The 17,235-nt window shown below is 61.6% G+C and carries 12 protein-coding genes and 1 tRNA gene; 2 read left to right on the top strand and 11 right to left on the bottom strand.

All coding sequences use genetic code 11. From position 1 onward, the window contains the following. Window positions 1-106 precede the first annotated feature (106 nt). On the top strand, window positions 107-499 hold the full coding sequence (locus FG13_RS29070) for an Imm10 family immunity protein (RefSeq protein ID WP_052140012.1): 393 nt from the start codon (window positions 107-109) through the stop codon (window positions 497-499). Between the two features lie 119 nt (window positions 500-618). On the opposite strand, the gene FG13_RS15930 is transcribed toward FG13_RS29070, so the two are convergent. From FG13_RS15930 to FG13_RS15920, 3 genes are all read right to left on the bottom strand, one after another. Next, window positions 619-705: transfer RNA gene (locus FG13_RS15930), tRNA-Leu, on the bottom strand. Window positions 706-795: 90 nt separating this feature from the next. Continuing rightward, a complete protein-coding gene (locus FG13_RS15925) occupies window positions 796-2,112 on the bottom strand; it encodes an enoyl ACP reductase FabMG family protein (RefSeq protein WP_035822410.1) in 1,317 nt (438 codons plus the stop codon). A 273-nt stretch (window positions 2,113-2,385) separates the two neighbouring features. Then, window positions 2,386-4,743 (bottom strand): DNA polymerase II, encoded by a 2,358-nt coding sequence (locus tag FG13_RS15920; RefSeq protein WP_035822407.1) that lies wholly within the window; start codon window positions 4,741-4,743, stop codon window positions 2,386-2,388. 132 nt (window positions 4,744-4,875) lie between these two features. On the opposite strand from FG13_RS15920, the gene FG13_RS15915 reads away from it, so the two are divergent. Next, a complete protein-coding gene (locus tag FG13_RS15915) occupies window positions 4,876-6,555 on the top strand; it encodes an AMP-binding protein (protein ID WP_035822404.1) in 1,680 nt (559 codons plus the stop codon). Window positions 6,556-6,629: 74 nt separating this feature from the next. Here the strand turns inward: FG13_RS15915 and FG13_RS15910 are convergent, their stop codons facing one another. The 8 genes from FG13_RS15910 to hutC form a co-directional block, all read right to left on the bottom strand. Beyond that, the gene (locus tag FG13_RS15910; RefSeq protein ID WP_035822402.1) at window positions 6,630-7,610 is read right to left on the bottom strand and encodes a choice-of-anchor A family protein; all 981 of its coding nucleotides are present in this window, start codon (window positions 7,608-7,610) and stop codon (window positions 6,630-6,632) included. Between the two features lie 198 nt (window positions 7,611-7,808). Further along, the gene (locus FG13_RS15905) at window positions 7,809-9,533 is read right to left on the bottom strand and encodes an ArnT family glycosyltransferase (protein ID WP_035822399.1); all 1,725 of its coding nucleotides are present in this window, start codon (window positions 9,531-9,533) and stop codon (window positions 7,809-7,811) included. Window positions 9,534-9,685: 152 nt separating this feature from the next. Beyond that, window positions 9,686-9,955, bottom strand: coding sequence for a type B 50S ribosomal protein L31 (locus tag FG13_RS15900; protein ID WP_034746247.1), 270 nt, complete (start codon window positions 9,953-9,955; stop codon window positions 9,686-9,688). 234 nt (window positions 9,956-10,189) lie between these two features. After that, complete coding sequence (gene rho / locus FG13_RS15895; protein ID WP_034746249.1) at window positions 10,190-11,452, bottom strand: transcription termination factor Rho; 1,263 nt, start codon at window positions 11,450-11,452, stop codon at window positions 10,190-10,192. A 156-nt stretch (window positions 11,453-11,608) separates the two neighbouring features. After that, window positions 11,609-11,935: a thioredoxin TrxA gene (gene trxA, locus FG13_RS15890; protein WP_035822396.1), complete on the bottom strand. Its 327-nt coding sequence runs from the start codon at window positions 11,933-11,935 to the stop codon at window positions 11,609-11,611. 302 nt (window positions 11,936-12,237) lie between these two features. Next, on the bottom strand, window positions 12,238-12,696 hold the full coding sequence (locus FG13_RS15885; RefSeq protein WP_051959621.1) for a response regulator: 459 nt from the start codon (window positions 12,694-12,696) through the stop codon (window positions 12,238-12,240). A 70-nt stretch (window positions 12,697-12,766) separates the two neighbouring features. Next, window positions 12,767-16,087 carry a PAS domain-containing hybrid sensor histidine kinase/response regulator gene (locus tag FG13_RS15880; RefSeq protein WP_035828278.1) on the bottom strand — a complete coding sequence of 1,107 codons (3,321 nt, stop codon included), beginning with the start codon at window positions 16,085-16,087 and terminating at the stop codon, window positions 12,767-12,769. A gap of 330 nt (window positions 16,088-16,417) precedes the next feature. Continuing rightward, window positions 16,418-17,137 (bottom strand): histidine utilization repressor, encoded by a 720-nt coding sequence (hutC, locus tag FG13_RS15875; RefSeq protein ID WP_035822394.1) that lies wholly within the window; start codon window positions 17,135-17,137, stop codon window positions 16,418-16,420. Window positions 17,138-17,235: the final 98 nt, after the last annotated feature.

The raw sequence follows: 17,235 nt of genomic DNA, 5'->3' as shown, positions 1-17,235 counted from the left end.
GATGGAATGACCATTATAGGGGCACGCTTTATTCGCCGCACACTATGTCGTCCGCGCCGCTTTTGCGCTATGGTGGCGTCATCCACATATTTGTTGAAAGCACGCCATGTCCGCAGGATTTACCGCTACCGAGTTGTCCGTCATTAATGAAGACGACGCCCTGATCACTACCCTGGCCGCGCCAGCCGGCAAAGGCGAGCCCGTCTACCTGATGCTGCAGCGCGCCGACGAGTATGACGAGCAGGACGTGGCCATGGGCATGGACGAGCCCTACATCGAATACTGCGGCCAAGAATTTGCCTGGTACGGCCACATGCACGCCGTGATCCTGCACCCGAACCGTTTATCCGTGCAGATGGATGCCGAGGCCGCCATGCAGATGGATGACGACGGCCAGATCGACGTGCGCTTCAACTTGACGCCCGAGCGCTACGCCCAGCTGCAGCAGGCGCTGCGCACCACGTTCGAAGGCTGCGATTATTATCGCGAGGAGCGTTGATTTGCGCGGACGGCGCCGACCAGCTGGCCGGCTTGCTGTCCCTGCGGGCGCGCTGGCGTAAAAAAACCCGCTACATCTGCTGACGTGCGGGTTTGATCTGGTACAACTGAAGTGTTCTGTGGTGCCGGGAGCCGGAATCGAACCGGCACGCTGTTTCCAGCGCGGGATTTTGAGTCCCGTGCGTCTACCTATTCCGCCATCCCGGCAACGCGAGACGCATTATCACTGATTTATCGTGATCCGGCAAGTTTTTCGCTTTACACACTGTTTAGCGCATTTGCCGGGCGTCGTGCGATTCAGTTATGCACGCAGTTCAGCAGACGCGCGATGATGTCGTGGTTGAGCCAGACGACCGGTGCTGGCGGTTCCGACATGGTGTGGAACATCAACGGGCCCGTGCCTTCCAGCACCAAGGAACTCAGGTGGTCGGTGATCAGTTCCTTGCGGTCCTTGTGCAGCTTGGTGATGTCGTCCGAGGTACCGATCATGACGTCGGCCAGCTCTGGCGTGTTGTCCATCGGCCAGGCGGCGAAGTTGCGGAACTGTACGCTGGTGGCGTCGCCGTTGTAGGCGGCGATACGGTCGAGCAAGTCTTGCAGCGCAACGCCGTCTTCCAGCAAGCCCTGGCAGATTTTCCATTGCTCTTCGGCCCAGGCCGCGCCGCCTTCTTTTTTCAGCGCGTCGAGCAGGGGGAATAGCGACAGTTCCACGCCGACAAAAATGTCGGACGAGTTCGTGCGGATTTCCGGGCAGTTGAAGACGGTGGCCTTGATGCCTTTGTCCCACGCGGCCTTGGCCACGTTTTCCAGGCGCATCTTCGCCAGGCCTTGCGTGTAGTTGCTGTAGGTTTGCCACTGGTACTTGCCGTCGATCAAGATCTCGGTGCCGTGGTAGCCGTAGGCGCTGTAGCGCACCTGGCCGCCCGTTTGCTCGATGCGGGCGCGGATGGCGGCGCTGCCGTCGATCAGGTGTTGCAGAGTGTTGGCCGTGACTTCGTCGAAGTTCATCAGGATCAGCTTGCCCAGGTCGCTGTCGAGCAGGGCGCGCGAGGACATGAAGCGCTCGCCGCGGCCTTTATAGATGCGGTTGGCGATGGCCAGGAAGACTTTGACCTTTGGAATGCCGCCAGCCATGGTGTGGGCGAAATACACATTGCTGCCGTCAGGAATCAGGCTGTCCAGCTCGGCCATGGCTTTGGCCACGGAAGCGCTGAAGCGGGCGATGCCGGCTTCGCGGCAGCGTTCGATCTGCGCCCAGTCCAGCTTGTCTTCCTGCCAGCTTTTCAGGGTCATGTCGGCCAGCAGGGCTGTCGGCGTCGGTTCGCCGGCTGGCGCGTCGAGGTCGAAACCGGCCATCAGCGGCACATTGATGATGCGGCCGCCCAGGTTGGCTTCGGCTTCGGCCAGCTCTTCCGCGTTCAGCGGACGCAGCGCCATGTTTTCATCGCGGCGGCCGACTGTCATGCCGACGATATTCATGCCCGCCTTGCGCGCTTCGTCCAGCAAGCCATTCACATAGCCGCGGCCGAACAGCTCGCCGAACAGCACAAAGGTGTCGCCCTTGCGGAAGATATTTTTTTGCGGGATGTCTCTTAAGGACGTGATCTCGGTCATGGTGTCAATTCATTCAAAAAATAGCAGGGGAGGCGCATACCGCACAGCCTGCTGGTTCAACATAGTGATAAATTATGCGCCCTTTCAGTGGCGACAATCTTCTTGCGAACGATTCTCGTCCGGAGCGGCATCTTCTTCTTTGGAACAGCTCTTATTCTTTCGCCATGGCGTATTTTACGCTGCCACGGCGCACAGCGCCCGTGGACAGGGTCAGATAAGCCCGGCAGGCGCCGATATTACCTCAGCTTGGCCGCGCAGGTAAGCAGAATTGATCTAAAACAAATCCTGCTGGCCGGACACAAGCCGTGAAAAATCGTCGCCCAGGAAGGGCAGGATCGCGTCGGCCACCGGTTGCAGCTGGCGCGTCAGGTAATGGTGGTAGTCGATGGGCGAGCGCTGCGTTTCCAGCGGTTCCGGCCCCGCCACCGTGATGACATAGCTGATCCAGCCGCCGTTCTGGTATTGCAGCGGCCGTCCCTGCGCCAGGTTGTAGGCGTCGGCCGTGCGCGCCGCGCGCACATGGGGCGGTACGTTGCGCTGGTAGTCGTCGAGCGGACGGCGCAGGCGTTTGCGGTAGACCAATAAAGCGTCGAATTCGCCGCGCACGGTGCGCGCCACGTAGTCGCGCACATAGTCCTGGTAGGCGGCGCGCTGGAAGATGCGCCGGTACAAATCCTGCTGGAATTGCTGCGCCAGCGGCGTCCAGTCGCTGCGTACGGTTTCCAGGCCCTTGTAGACCATGTCCTCGCTGCCATCCGGCTTGCCCACCAGGCCCGCGTAGCGCTTCTTGCTGCCTTCTTCCGAGCCGCGGATGGTGGGCATCAGGAAACGCCGGTAATGCGTTTCGAATTCCAGCTCCAGCGCATTGTCCAGGCCGAATTCATCGCGCAGATAGGTATTCCACCAGGCGTTCACATGCGCGACCAGCGCGCGGCCGATCTTGCCCGCCGCTTCGTCGCTATGCGCCGTTTTCAGCCACACGAAGGTGGAATCCGTGTCGCCATAAATCACCTGATAACCCTGCCCGGTGATCAATTCTCGCGTGCGGTGCATGATGTCGTGGCCGCGCAGGGTGATCGACGAGGCCAGGCGCGGGTCGAAAAAGCGGCAGCCGCTCGATCCCAGCACGCCATAAAACGCATTCATGATGATTTTTAACGCTTGCGACAACGGTGCATTGCGCTCGCGCTTGGCCGTCTCGCGGCCTTGCCACACCTGTTCCACGATGGCCGGCAGGCAATGCTTGATCCTTGAAAACTGCGCGCCACGGTAGCCGGGCACGGTATCGGCTTCATCGCCGCTGGTGCCCACCACCAGGCCGACTGGGTCGATCAGGAAGGTGCGGATGATGGACGGGTACAGGCTTTTGTAGTCGAGCACGAGCACGGAGTCGTACAAGCCCGACTGCGAATCCATGACGAAGCCGCCGGGGCTGTTTTCGCCGGACACATCGCCCAGGTTGGGCGCCACGTAGCCTTGCCGGTGCATCAGCGGCAAGTACAGATGCTCGAAGGCGGCCACGGAGCCGCCGCTGCGGTCGGCCGCCAGGCCCGTCACGCTGGCCCGTTCCAGCAAGAAGGTCAGCAGCTCGGTCTTGGCGAAGATGCGCGTGACCAGTTCGCAATCCTTGAGGTTGTAGCGGGCCAGCGCCGGTTTGTCTTCGCGAAAACGCCGGTCGATCTCGGCCATGCGCTGGTAGGGATTGTCGATGGACTTGCCTTCGCCCAAGAGCGTTTGCGCCACGTTTTCCAGGCTGAACGAGGAAAAATTCCACGTCGCCGACTTCAAGGCTTCGATGCCGTCGATGATCAGACGGCCCGCCGCGGCCGCAAAATAGTGTTCCTGCTTGCCGCCGTGTTCGCGCCATTCCATCACGGCGCCGCCGCGTCCCAGTTTCAACGGTATCTGGTAGCGCTCGGCGTGCTGGCGCAGCACGCGCAAGTCGAACTGCACCAGGTTCCAGCCGATGATGGCGTCAGGGTCGTGGCGTTCCATCCACGTGTTCAGGCGTTCGAGGATCTGTGCGCGGCTGTCGCAGTATTCGAGGTCGAAGTCCAAGGCGTCATCGCCGCCGTTTGGCGGCCCCAGCATGTAGACCTGGCGCTGGCCGCAGCCTTCCAGGGCCAGCGAATACAGCTCGCCATGCGCCGTCGTCTCGATATCGAGCGACACCAATTGCAATGTGGGGCGATAGCCGGGTGCCGGTTTCAGCTGCACTTCCGTTTCTCCGCTGAAGGTCACCGGTGCCGTGATGAAACGCTCCATCAGGTAGCGTTCGGGCGGGCGGATGTCGGCTTCATACACGTCGATGCCGTGCGCCCGCAGCTGCTTTTCCAGCTTCAGCAAATGCCGGTATTGCTTGCAGTACAGCCCCAGCACGGGGCGGTGATGAAAATCGCACAGCGACAGGGGACGCAGCTCCGCGTGGCGCTCGCCGCGCAGCAACTGTTGCGCCTGTTCCTGCTGCTCCATGGGGAGGAAGGCGACGGCCGTTTGCACGGGCAGGCGCACGTGGCGGGGCCCGGCATCCGTTGCCAGCCAGAAATCGACTTCCGTGCCGTCGCGCGTGTCGCGCCAGTGGCGGGTCAGGATGAAGCCCTGTTCGAGCGGGTGCTGCGTGTTGCCTGTCATGGTGCCGTGAGTGTCTGGTGTACTGGCCTGCACATTACAGCAAGCTGCGCAGGACGGGGGCGGTTGCGGCTATAATTTTCTGCATCGAAGACGATAACAAGAGCGCGTCGCGCCATACACCCTGGAGACAGCATGCAAGCAATGAGTTATGTACACGGCGCCCACGAGACGCCGTTGATCGGCGAAACGATAGGTGCCTACCTGGACGGCATTGCCGTCCGCTACGGCCAGCACGACGCCCTGATCGTGGCGCACCAGAACGTGCGCTGGACGTATCGTGAGTTCCAGCAACGCGTGCACCGTCTGGCTGCCGGCTTGCTGAAACTGGGCTTGCAGCCGGGCGACCGGGTTGGCATCTGGTCGCAAAACTGCGCGGAATGGGTGCTGACCCAGTTCGCCACGGCGAAAGCCGGCTTGATCATGGTCAACATCAACCCCGCCTACCGTCGCTCGGAACTCGAATACGTGCTCGACAAAGTGCAGTGCAGCGCGCTGATCCTGTCGCCCAGCTTCAAGTCCAGCGATTACCTGGCCATCGTGCAGGACGTGGTGCCGGAAATCGCCCGTTCGCGCGCTGGTGCCCTGCAGTCGCCGCGTCTGCCGCAATTGCGCCACGTCATCCGGCTGGGTACGGACGCCACGCCGGGCATGCACAACTTCGACGCCCTGATGGATGGCATTGCCGACGCCGACCTGGCGCACCTGGAAGCAGTCAGCGCTGGCTTGCAGTTTGACGACGCCGTCAACATTCAGTTCACGTCCGGCACCACGGGCGCGCCGAAAGGCGCCACCTTGACGCACCACAATATCCTGAACAACGGTTTTTTCATCGGCGAAGCCATGCGCCTCACCGAACAGGACCGCTTGTGCATCCCCGTGCCCTTGTACCACTGCTTCGGCATGGTGCTGGGCAACCTGGCTTGTGTCACGCATGGCGCGGCCATGGTGTTTCCTGGCGAGGGCTTCGACCCGAAGGCCGTGCTGGAAACCGTGCAGGCCGAACGCTGCACGGGGCTGCACGGCGTGCCGACGATGTTCATCGCCATCCTCGACCATCCTGATTTCAAGCAATATGATCTGTCCCAGTTGCGCACTGGCATCATGGCCGGTTCGCCCTGCCCGATGGAAGTCATGACGCGGGTTATCGAATTGATGCACATGGCGGAAATCACGATTGCGTATGGCATGACGGAAACGTCGCCCGTCAGCTTCCAGACGGCGATCGAGGATCCGCGCGAAATGCGCGTGTCGTCCATCGGCCGTGTCCACCCGCACCTGGAAGTGAAAATCGTCGATGCGGAAGGGCGCATCGTGCCGCGCGGCGAAAAGGGCGAATTGCTCACGCGCGGCTATTCCGTGATGCAGGGCTACTGGGGCGATCCGGAAAAAACGGCCGAGGCCATCGACGCGGCGCGCTGGATGCACACGGGCGACCTGGCCGTGATCGATGAGAACGGCTTTTGCAGCATCGTCGGCCGCTCCAAGGACATGGTGATACGCGGCGGTGAAAACATCTATCCGCGCGAAGTCGAGGAATTCCTGTACCGCCACCCGAGCGTGCTTGACGTGCAATGCGTGGGCGTGCCCGATGCCAAGTATGGCGAAGAGTTGTGCGCCTGCATCATCCTGCGTCCGGGCACACAGGCGACCAGCGATGACATCCGCGCCTTTTGCGATGGGCAGATCGCCTATTACAAGATTCCCCGCTATGTGCGTTTCGTCGAGGAATTCCCCATGACGGTGACGGGCAAGATCCAGAAATACCTGTTGCGCAAGCAGGTGGCGACGGATTTGGGCTTGAGCGTGGAATAAATTTTTCGTCAGCGCATAAAAAAACACCGGGACGCTCGCGCGGCCCGGTGTTTCGCATTGATTCAGCGTAAAGCTTAAGCCATCGCGGCTTGTGGTGCGCGCGCTGGCGTGCGGCGGCGCACGAAGGCGAGCAGGCCCAGGCCGGCCAGCAGCATGGCGTAGGTGCCTGGTTCCGGCACGGCCGAGACGCTCACCGTGTTGAAGCCGGCGCCGTTCATCGACACGTGGCCATAATTGATCGAGCTGACCGAATTGGCGACCAGGGTGCCGTTCATGCTGCCCGAACCGGAAAACGCGCTGTTCGGTGCCAGGATGCTGCCGTTGATGCCGACGTTGTTCAGGTTGGTGGTGGTGGCGTTGGCGAAGTTCAGCAGCGTACGGTCGGCGAAGCTGCCGAAATTGTCGAAGCCGCCGCTCATGGTGATGTTGGTGGCCGTGCCGTTGATGATGATGCTGGCCGTGCTTTTCAGCGACGATACGTCCAGGGTCAGGTTATGCAGGTCGTTCGCCGCGATGGTGAAGACGTTGACGTCGGCGTTGACATCGCCGACCAGCTTGAAGCCGCCGTATTGCGAGATCACGGTGCCATTCGATTGCAGCTTGGCCACATCGCCCGACAGGGTCGTCAGTTGCTGCTGGGCAGCCGCAAAGTCCAGGGTGGAGGCATTGCCCTTGCTGAAGGTGCCCGATGGGTACCACGATGGCGCCGTCACGCTGCCGCTGGCATTGCTCACGCCATACACGCCCGTACCATTGATGGTGCCGCCGCCGATGTTCAGGCTGTTACCGGCGACCAAGGTGTTGACGGCGCTGCCCGGCTTCTTGTTCGAGCCGACGCTGTAGCCGTCCAGGTAGATATTGCCGCCAGCGGCCAGGCTGCCGCCGACGCTGGTAAAGCCGCTGGCGTTGCTGCTGCCGATGTTGCCGAAGATAAAGGCCGAGTAGCCGTTGGCGACGCCGAGGTCAATCACGGTCGCCTGGGCCGAAGCGCTGAAGGAGAAGGCGAACAGGGCGGCGCTGATGAGCGGCAAGGTGCGGGTAGTAAATAATTTCATGGACAATCTCATGGTGAATGGGGGGACGAATCGGGCGGGAAAGCAAGACACCGCCATCGCGCAAGCCAGCATTATAATCTAAAAAACAATTTTAGTTCAATTTAGGTAATTAACTATATTTAAAAGCAACACTTTTCCTGTCGCCAGTGTTTGTCTGGCGGACATGAAAAAACCGGGACTGGCCCGGTTTTTCGTGTGTTACCTGACGCGCTGGTACAGGCGGAAGCGTTCCACGTCATCCGTGGGACGGCGTCCTTCCCACAGCTTGATCCAGTCCGCGCCATGGTGCTCGGGCAATTGTTCCTTGCTGTCGGGCACCTTGATGCTGTCTTGCAACAAGAACACATCGCATTGCTGTTGCCCCACCTTGGCGAACGGCAAGTGGCCGAAGTAGGCGAACGAGGCACGCTGGGCAGCGCCGACGTTGCTGTTGATGCACTTGCTGCCTGGCGGCAGGTGGACGGAAATCTGGTGCGCCACGCTGGCGTAGCTCTTGCTGTAGTTCAGCGGCGGCAGGTACAAGGTCATGATCAGCACCCAGATCAGGATCAGGCCACCGGACGACAGCACCACGGCGCGCCACAGCACGGCCGGCTGGCGCGAGATGCGCCAGTGCACCAGCGCCACCCAGCCCGCGCTGGCGCAGGCGGCCACGAAAAAGGCCAGCAAGTCCAGCTCGGGCTTGAAGCCTGGCATGAGTTTCAGGGCATTGTGCGACGGTTTCGGCGGCCAGCCCGTCAGGATGGCGAACCAGAACACCCACAGCGCGAGGGCGCAGATGGTCAGCACCATCACGGAGAACCAGTCGATGGCGTTGATGGCGCCCCGTTTCATCGTCAGCAGGCCGAACGCGGCCATCACGGCCAGCGGCGGCAGCAGGGGCAGCAACTGGCTCGGATCCGGATCGGGATGACACAGGCCCAGGATGGCCAGCATGGCGACAAAAGTCAGCGGCACGACGATGTGCAGCACGTGGTGCTGGCGGCGCCAGGCATACACGGCCCAGGCGGCGAACGGCCAGGCGGGCCAGAAGAACCAGATGCCGACACGCAAGAAATATTGCAGGCTCTTCAGGCTCGGGGCGCTGAACTGGCGGCAATTCCATTCCATCCACGCTTGCAGCGGCGAATGGCCGTACGGCTGCAGCCACTCGCCCGGCAGCAGCCAGACGAGGGTCAGCGCAACGCCGATCAGGATGGCCAGCGCCAGGTGGCGTATGCTGCGCAGCAAGGGCAGGCGCAGGAAGATGGTGCACAGCAGCAGGGCGATGCTCAGCGCCGCCGGCGTGATCCAGCCGCGCGCCAGGGTCAGGCCGCCCATCGCCAGGCCCAGCAGGGCCGCATTGCGCACGGACGGGCCTTCCATGTAGCGCACGGCGCGGTACAGCAAATAGGCCATCAGGGACACGTACAGCGCTTCGGCCGTGATGTCATGGCTGTGCTGCAGCAGGCCCAGGCAGCCCAGGTAGATGAGCACGGCGGCATCGGCCAGGGTACGGCCGAAGTCGTCCGGCTCGGGCTGGCCGCCGAAGGCCAGGCGCAGCGGCTGGGCGTCGTTGCGGCGGCCCAGGTTGAAGGCGGTGTACCAGACGGACAGGGTGCTGACGACGAAGATGCCGATGGTCGACATGCGCGCGCCGAAGACGTCGCCGTCGATCCAGCCGAACAGCTTGATGAAAATGGCGCCCAGCCAGAAGGCCAGCGGGCCTTCGTCGGGCAGCGACAGACCGGCCACGTTGGGCCACAGCCAGTCGTTCAGGCCGCCATGCGCCATGGTCCACATGATGCCGAAACTGGCGGCATCATCGTTCTTCCACGGTTCGCGGCCGATCAGGCCAGGCAGGATGTACAGCAGGCCGAGCGCAAACAAGGCCCATCGTGGCAGCGCGAGTGTGGCAGCGGCGGGAAGGCGGACTGGCTTCATCGATAATCGGTATCAGAATAGTGGCAAGACGCGACGAATGGCGTCGGGTATGCGCGAGTATAAAGTAAAGCGGCCAAAGACAAAAAAGGCAGCCGTGGCTGCCTTTTCTCTGGCAGCCGAAGCTGCCCTTTTTTGCCGCAAAGCGGCAAAAATCAGCCTGCTGCGACTGCGGTTTTCGAACCAACCGAACCGAACTTCTGACGGAACTTCTCGACGCGACCAGCGGTATCGACGATTTTGTGCTTGCCCGTGAAGAATGGGTGCGATTCAGCCGAAACCTCGATCTTCACCAGTGGGTATTCTTTACCGTCGTGGGTGATTTTTTCGCGGGTCTGGATGGTCGAGCGGGTAACGAATTTGAAATCGCACGACAGATCGTGGAAAACAACTTCGCGGTATTCTGGATGGGTATCGACTTTCATGGTCTTCTCTCTAGTTTGGTAGCCAAACAGCACTTCGTCGGTCGTCCAGCTTCTTGACCCGATTGCCGATCACTTGCCAGGGTTTAAAATAATGCAACCGTCGATTATATAGCGCTTTCGGGCCGCAGGCAATAAAAAAGCCGCTCGAAAGCGGCTTTGCATCGATAACCCAAGGCAAAAACTGGGGTCGGACCCTGAGGGTCCGACCCCGGCGGTTCAAGGGTTCACACCAAATCAGCCGCCGCGGCGCATCATGTCGAAGAACTCTGCGTTGTTTTTGGTCGCTTTCATCTTGTCCAGAATGAACTCCATCGCCTCGATCTCGTCCATCGAGTACAGCAACTTGCGCAAAATCCAGATTTTTTGCAGTTCGTTCGGCTTGATCAGCAGTTCTTCGCGGCGGGTACCCGATTTGTTCAGGTTGATCGCCGGGTAGACGCGTTTTTCGGCCAGACGGCGTTCCAGATGCACTTCCATGTTGCCGGTACCCTTGAATTCTTCAAAGATCACGTCATCCATGCGCGAACCCGTTTCGATCAGCGCCGTGGCGATGATGGTCAGCGAGCCGCCTTCTTCGATATTGCGCGCGGCGCCGAAGAAGCGTTTTGGACGTTGCAGCGCGTTCGCGTCGACACCACCGGTCAGGACCTTGCCCGAGGCAGGGATGACGGTGTTGTAGGCGCGCGCCAGACGGGTGATCGAGTCGAGCAGAATCACCACGTCTTTTTTCATTTCGACCAAGCGCTTGGCTTTTTCCAGCACCATCTCGGCCACTTGCACGTGGCGCGTGGCCGGCTCGTCGAAGGTCGAGGCGACGACTTCGCCGCGCACGGAGCGTTGCATTTCCGTCACTTCTTCCGGACGTTCGTCGATCAGCAGCACGATCAGGGTGATGTCCGGGTGATTGGCCGTGATCGCATGCGCGATGTGCTGCAGGATCACGGATTTACCGGATTTCGGCGATGCCACCAGCAAGCCGCGCTGGCCTTTGCCGATCGGGGCGATCAGGTCGATGATGCGGCCGGTGATGTTTTCCTGGCCATTCATTTCACGTTCCAGGCGCAGCGGCTCGTTCGGGTGCAGCGGCGTCAGGTTTTCAAACAGGATGCGGTGTTTCGACATCTCCGGCGATTCGCCGTTGACCTTGTCGACTTTGACCAATGCGAAATAGCGTTCGCCATCTTTCGGGGTCCGTACCTCGCCTTCGATCGAATCGCCGGTGTGCAGATTGAAGCGGCGGATTTGCGAAGGGGAGATGTAAATGTCGTCGGTGGACGCCATGTAGCTGGCGTCGGGCGAGCGCAGGAAGCCGAAGCCGTCAGGCAACACTTCCAGGGCGCCGTCGCCAAAAATCTGTTCGCCGGACTTGGCGCGTTTTTTCAGGATAGCGAACATCAGCTCCTGTTTGCGCAAGCGGGCTGCGTTGTCAATGTCAAGACCGATCGCCATCTCAAGCAGGGCGGATACGTGTAGGGCCTTTAGTTCGGATAAATGCATATATGTTGAGTGTCCCGAGACGGGAGGTAAAGGTAGGGGAGGGGACTGCGTGGCGTTGATTAATTATTGGGGAAGGCTGTGCACGAATGAGGGCAAAGCCGCTTCCCGGTGGTTCCAGTCAGGCGGCGCTGCGGGCGCAGCGCTGCCCATCATACATTAAATGTTGCTGTCGACGAAAGTGGTCAACTGGCCCTTGGCCATGGCGCCCACTTTTTGAGCAGCTGCAACACCATCCTTGAACAGGATCAGGGTCGGGATGCCGCGGATGCCGAACTTGGCAGGCACTGCCTGGTTCGCGTCCACGTCCATCTTGGCGATCAGGATGCGGCCGGCGTATTCCTTGGCCACTTCTTCCAGGATCGGGGCGATGGCCTTGCAGGGACCGCACCATTCTGCCCAGAAGTCGACCAGTACGGGCAACTCGGATTGCAGGACGTCTGCTTCAAAAGATGCATCGCTAATGTGTTTGATATTTTCGCTCATATTTTCCTCAAATGAGGGTGGGATCAATAATGCCTGGAATTAACCATACGCTGGTTCGCCATCCATGCTTCCTGGAATGCAATGAGAAGATGGGGACAATGGGCACGACTTCAATGTCTTGGAAGGTGCGACCAGAGGTATGCAGGCGGGGATGGCTGAAATAATAACCCATTTTTTCAAAGCGTGGCGATTATTGCAGAAAAACTTGAGGCATATCGTCGCTGCAGTTGCCGGCAGGGCGGCAAAGCCGCATGCCTGCTGGCCTGCAGCGCCGTGTCCGCCCTCCCGGCCGGCCTGCGCGCTCAGGCTTGTACGCTGGCCTGACGCGCCGTGTGCTGCAGTTGCAAGTTCACCATCAGCTGCAATTCCGCGCTTTCCATCGGCTTGCGGAAGGTGCCCAATATATGCAGGCCGTTGGCCATGGCCAGGCGTTCGGCCGCCAGGCGCACGGCCGAATGCAGGCCCGACAGCAGAACCACGCCGCCGCGGAAGCCGTTTTCCGCCGCCATGCGCAAAAATTCGATGCCGTCGATGTCGGGCATGGACAGGTCGCAGATCAGCAGGTCGGGTTGGTGCTGCTTGAGGGTCGACAGCGCCTGTTCGCTGTGCGACTCGCAGCGGATGTCGAACGAGCCCATTTGCTCAAGCATGTCGCTGAGCACGTCGAGCATGAAAACGTCGTCGTCCAGCAGCAGCACGCGCAATGGCGCCAGGCCTGCTTCGTTGTGTTCCTGGCTTGCTTGGTTTGATACAGTGTTCATCGTCATGTCTTTCTGTTGATATGCATCGCTGTCGATGCCGATACCTTGCCGCAATCCAATTTGGCGGTAGCTAATCGTCATTGGCAAAGCTGGTGTTATTCATGATTTGTTCGGTAATCTGTTCCAGCAGGGGCCACAGGCGCGTGACGATGCGCCGCGCCCGCTCCGCCTCGTCGTCCGGTTCGCCCGGCGCCAGGGTTTCCAGGTTGTGGCACAGCTCGGCCAGTCCCAGGGCGCCCACGGTGCGCGCCGACGACTTGATACGGTGCCCCAGTTCGCGCACCTGGTGCACGTCGCCGCGCGCCAGGGCCGCATCGATGTCGCCAAAGCCATCCTGCGTGGTCTGCAGGAACTTGAAGGCGAACTTGCGCACCTTTTCCGGGTTGTAGCCCAGCAACTTTGCCAGGATGGACAGGTCGATCACTTGCGGGTCGCCGGCCAGCGTGGTCTTGAAGGCGGGCGCGGCGCGGCTGCGCGCCGGTGGTGGCGGCGTCTCGCGCGCCGGCAGCCAGCTGGCGATGGTCTGGTACATCATGGCCGGCTGGATGGGCTTGGAAATGAAATCGTCCATGCCCGCCTCCAGGCAGCGCACGCGGTCTTCGCTGGTGGCCGTGGCCGTCATGGCCAGCACGCGCAGGTGCGCCAGCTGCGGGTCGGCGCGGATGTGGCGCGTCGCCTGCAAGCCATCCATCAGCGGCATCTGCACGTCCATCAGCACGCAGTCGAATTGGGTCTGGCGCAGCAGGTCGAGCGCCTCTTCGCCATTGTTGGCCAGACAGACGGAGGCGCCCGCTTCTTCCAGCAATTCCAGCGCCACCTGCTGGTTGAAGGTGTTGTCTTCCACCAGCAGGATGCGTGCATGCTTGAGCGTGCGCATCACCAGGGCCGCGTCGGCGCTGGCGCGCATGGCCGCCGCCGTCTGCACCATGCTGTCGAGCATGGCGGGCGCGGCCTGGTCGGAAATGCCCAGGTTGGCCGTGAACCAGAAGGTGCTGCCGGCGCCGGGACGGCTGTCGACGCCCACGTCGCCGCCCATCAGCTGGGCCAGCTGCTTGCAGATGGCCAGGCCCAGGCCCGTGCCGCCATATTCGCGCGTGGTGGAGGTGTCGGCTTGCTGGAAGGACTGGAAGAGTTTGCTCATTTCATCCTGCGACAGGCCGATGCCGTGGTCGCACACTTCAAAGCGCACGAGGCAGTGTTTCGCGTCCGCCACCACCCTGCGCACTTTCACGGTAATGCTGCCCTGTTCGCTGAACTTGATGGCGTTATTGGCGTAGTTGATCAGCACCTGCCCCAGACGCAGCGGGTCGCCCACGAGCACGGCGGGCAATTGCGGGTCGATCTCGAACAGCAGTTCCAGGTTCTTGCCGGCGGCGCGCGGCGCCACCACCGTCATCAGCGTTTGCACGACGTGGTCGAAACTGAAGTTGACGTGCTCGATTTCCAGCTTGCCCGCCTCGATTTTCGAGATGTCGAGGATATCGTCGATGATGCCCAGCAAGTGTTCACCGGCGAAGCGGATTTTTTCCAGGTAATCGCGCTGGCGCGGTTCCAGGTCCGTTTTGAGGGCCAGATACGCCATGCCGATCACGCCATTCATCGGCGTGCGGATTTCATGGCTCATGTTGGCCAGGAATTGTCCCTTCGCCAGGCTCGCTTCTTCGGCCACCTGCTTGGCCTGATCGAGCTGTTCCGTGCGCTGCGCCACGCGCTCTTCCAGATGTTCATTGAGCTCGCGCAAGGCGCTCTCGCTGCGCTTGTGATACGTGATGTCCGTCAGGCTGGCCACCACCATGCCCACCTTGCCGTACTCATCGCGGATGGCCTCGGTATTCACGGACAGCCATGACAGGCTGCCGTCGGGCTGCAGCACGCCCATCAGCACGTCGCGCATGGCTTCGCCCGTCGACAGGGTAATGTGCACGGGATGGCTGCGCTGGTCGAAGGCGGAGCCGTCTTCGCGGATGGCTTGCCACAGGCTGTTGCCGGCCGGACTGGCCGCCAGCATGCGCTCGGCGGCGGCATTGCTTTCCAGGATGTGACCGTGGCTGTCCTGCACCACCAGGCCATTCGTCACGGCGCCGAACACGGACGCCATGCGCTGGCTCGAGTTCGACAGCGCGATCGACGCCTGGCGCCGCTCGGTGATGTCGGTGATCATCGCCAGGGTGCCGCCCGGCTCGCCATTGTCCGACTGGATGCTGGTGCTCGACAGCAAGCCCCACAGGCTGGACTGATCTTTGCGGAAGAAGCGGAAATCGACCTGGTCCGGCTGGCTGGCGAAGCTGCCGTGGCTGGCCAGGCGGCGCTGCATCAGCAGCTGGCTGTCGCGGTCCATGAAGTCGAGCAGGGGACGGCCCAGCATTTCCTGCACCGTGTAGCCGAGCATGTGCGCCATCTTCGGGTTGACGAAGGTGGTCTTGCCGTTCGCATCCGTCATCCAGATGCCTTCGGCGGCCGTCTGCACGATCAGGCGGTAGCGTTCCGAACTGGCGTGCAGCGCTTCCTCGGCGCGTTGCCGCTGCGTCATGTCGCGCAGCGAGACGATGGAAAACACTTGCCCGGCCATGCGCAGCGGCGACAGGCTGACCTTGGCGGGGAAGTGCGTGCCGTCGCGGCGGCGCGCCATCATCACCCGGCCAGGCAGGCTGTGCCGTCCTTGCGGGTCGCCCGCGGAGTGGCTGGTCGTGCTTTCCGGTACCAATTGCTCCAGCGACATGCCAATCAATTCGGCCAGCGGATAGCCGAAGCAGCGCGCGCCGATCTGGTTGGCGTAATGCACCTTGCCCTCGACATCGGCCACCAGCATGGCTTCGGGCGCCGCTTCCAGCATCGAGCGCATGCGCGATTGCTCGTCCTGCTTGCGCTCGCTGATGTCGCAGACGATGCCGCTGGCCTGCGTGGCGCTGCCATCCGAGGCGCGCGACAGGACGGCGCCGCGCGCCAGCAGCCAGCGCCAGTGGCCGTCGCTGTGGCGCAAACGGAATTCGCAATTGAAGGTGCCAGGCGCCTGGCCGTCCAGATGCTGGCGAAAGGCCAGGCTCAGGCGCGCTCGGTCATCGCGGTGGACTTCGGCCAGCCAGTCGGCCAGTGCATGTTCGAGCCTGGCATGCTTGTCGCCCAGGACGTCCTGGTACTGGGGCGCGAACTGCAGCCGGTCGGACTGGCGCCGCCAGGTCCAGCCGGCCATGGTGGCGCCGCGCAAGGCTTGCACGGCATCCTGTTCGGCCTGGGCCTGCGCGGGCTGGGGCTGGTGGCGCAACTGCTGGCGCAGGCGCCAGGCTTGCCAGCAAGCCAGTCCCGCCAGGGCGGTGGCGCTGGCGGCGGCATACGGCCACAGCAATGCCGGCGTCATGCCGTGCGCCGCCTGCACCGGCAGCGAAAGCGTCATGCCTGCCGCCAGCATCGTACGCGCGAGCCGGCGCAGCGCAGGGCGCCGTGGGCGTGGTGCGCCGAAACTCGTGTGGCTGCAATACGACAAATGCATCCCTTTCTGGGGCGTGATTGGACTAGGCTGGCAGTACATGAGGCGCGCTCAAATAAACGCCTGCGGCGCTTTCTGGCGGCAACTATAGCATCGAATATTTACTCGGAGTATTTAAGTTCGGAAACGGCCAAAACGGGATTTTTTTTGCCCCGAAATGGCTGTTTTTTTCGCGATTTAGTGAGAATTCGTGAGAAAGTTTGCGCGAAATCGTGCTACTCAATCGCGGTGGTAGCCTCAGGTAAAGCTGCCGGCGAACTGATAGCGGTGTCCGGGATGCCACATGGTGGCGGTCGAGGCGATCTTGCCGCCTGAACGCGTCTGGCGGCGCAGCACCAGGCAAGGCTGCTTGGTGTCGATGGCCAGCATTTCGGCGATGTCGCGCGGCGCCGACAGCGCTTCGATGCTGTAGGTGGCGCCTTGCAGAGGGGCCGCTGCCATCAGGTATTCGTTCGGCGTGATGCTGGAAAAATCCTGCGTCATGTAGTCGGGTGCGCATTCGGGATTGACCCAGCGGTCCTCGACCTGGATCGGCACGCCGTTTTCAAAATGCACGATCAGCGAATGAAACAGCGGGTGTTCCGGCGGCAGGCCGAATTGCTTGGCCAGCAAGTCGGAGGCCTTGGTGCGTTCCAGCAATTGCAAGCTGCTGCGATGGATATGTCCGCGCGCCCGCACTTCATCGGCGATACTCTTGATTTCCAACAAGGTCGCCTGGTATTTTTGCTGCGCCACATAGGTACCGGAACCCTGGCGCCGCGTCAGTATTTGCTCGCTGGTCAGTTCGCGCACGGCGCGGTTGACCGTCATGCGCGAGACGCCGAATTGTTTTACCAGTGCTTGCTCGGAGGGAATCACGTCGCCTTCCTTCCAGCGTCCGGCGGCGATGCCGGCCAGCAGAAAATCCTTGATGCGCTGGAAAATGGGCGTATTTTCTTGTGTAGTGTGGTCGTCCAATGCGGTTTCTCCGGGGCACGGGCAGGGCGCGCCGCCGGCTGGAGGCGCGATGGCCGATTTTAGCACCGAGCACGATGCCTGCCGCCAGCCTTTTTTTG

The organism is Janthinobacterium sp. RA13, assembly GCF_000745325.1.
In the GTDB taxonomy this organism is placed as follows: domain Bacteria; phylum Pseudomonadota; class Gammaproteobacteria; order Burkholderiales; family Burkholderiaceae_D; genus Janthinobacterium; species Janthinobacterium rivuli.
Note: the sequence above shows the minus strand (reverse complement) of the source record. Positions and strands in the feature narration are given on the sequence as shown.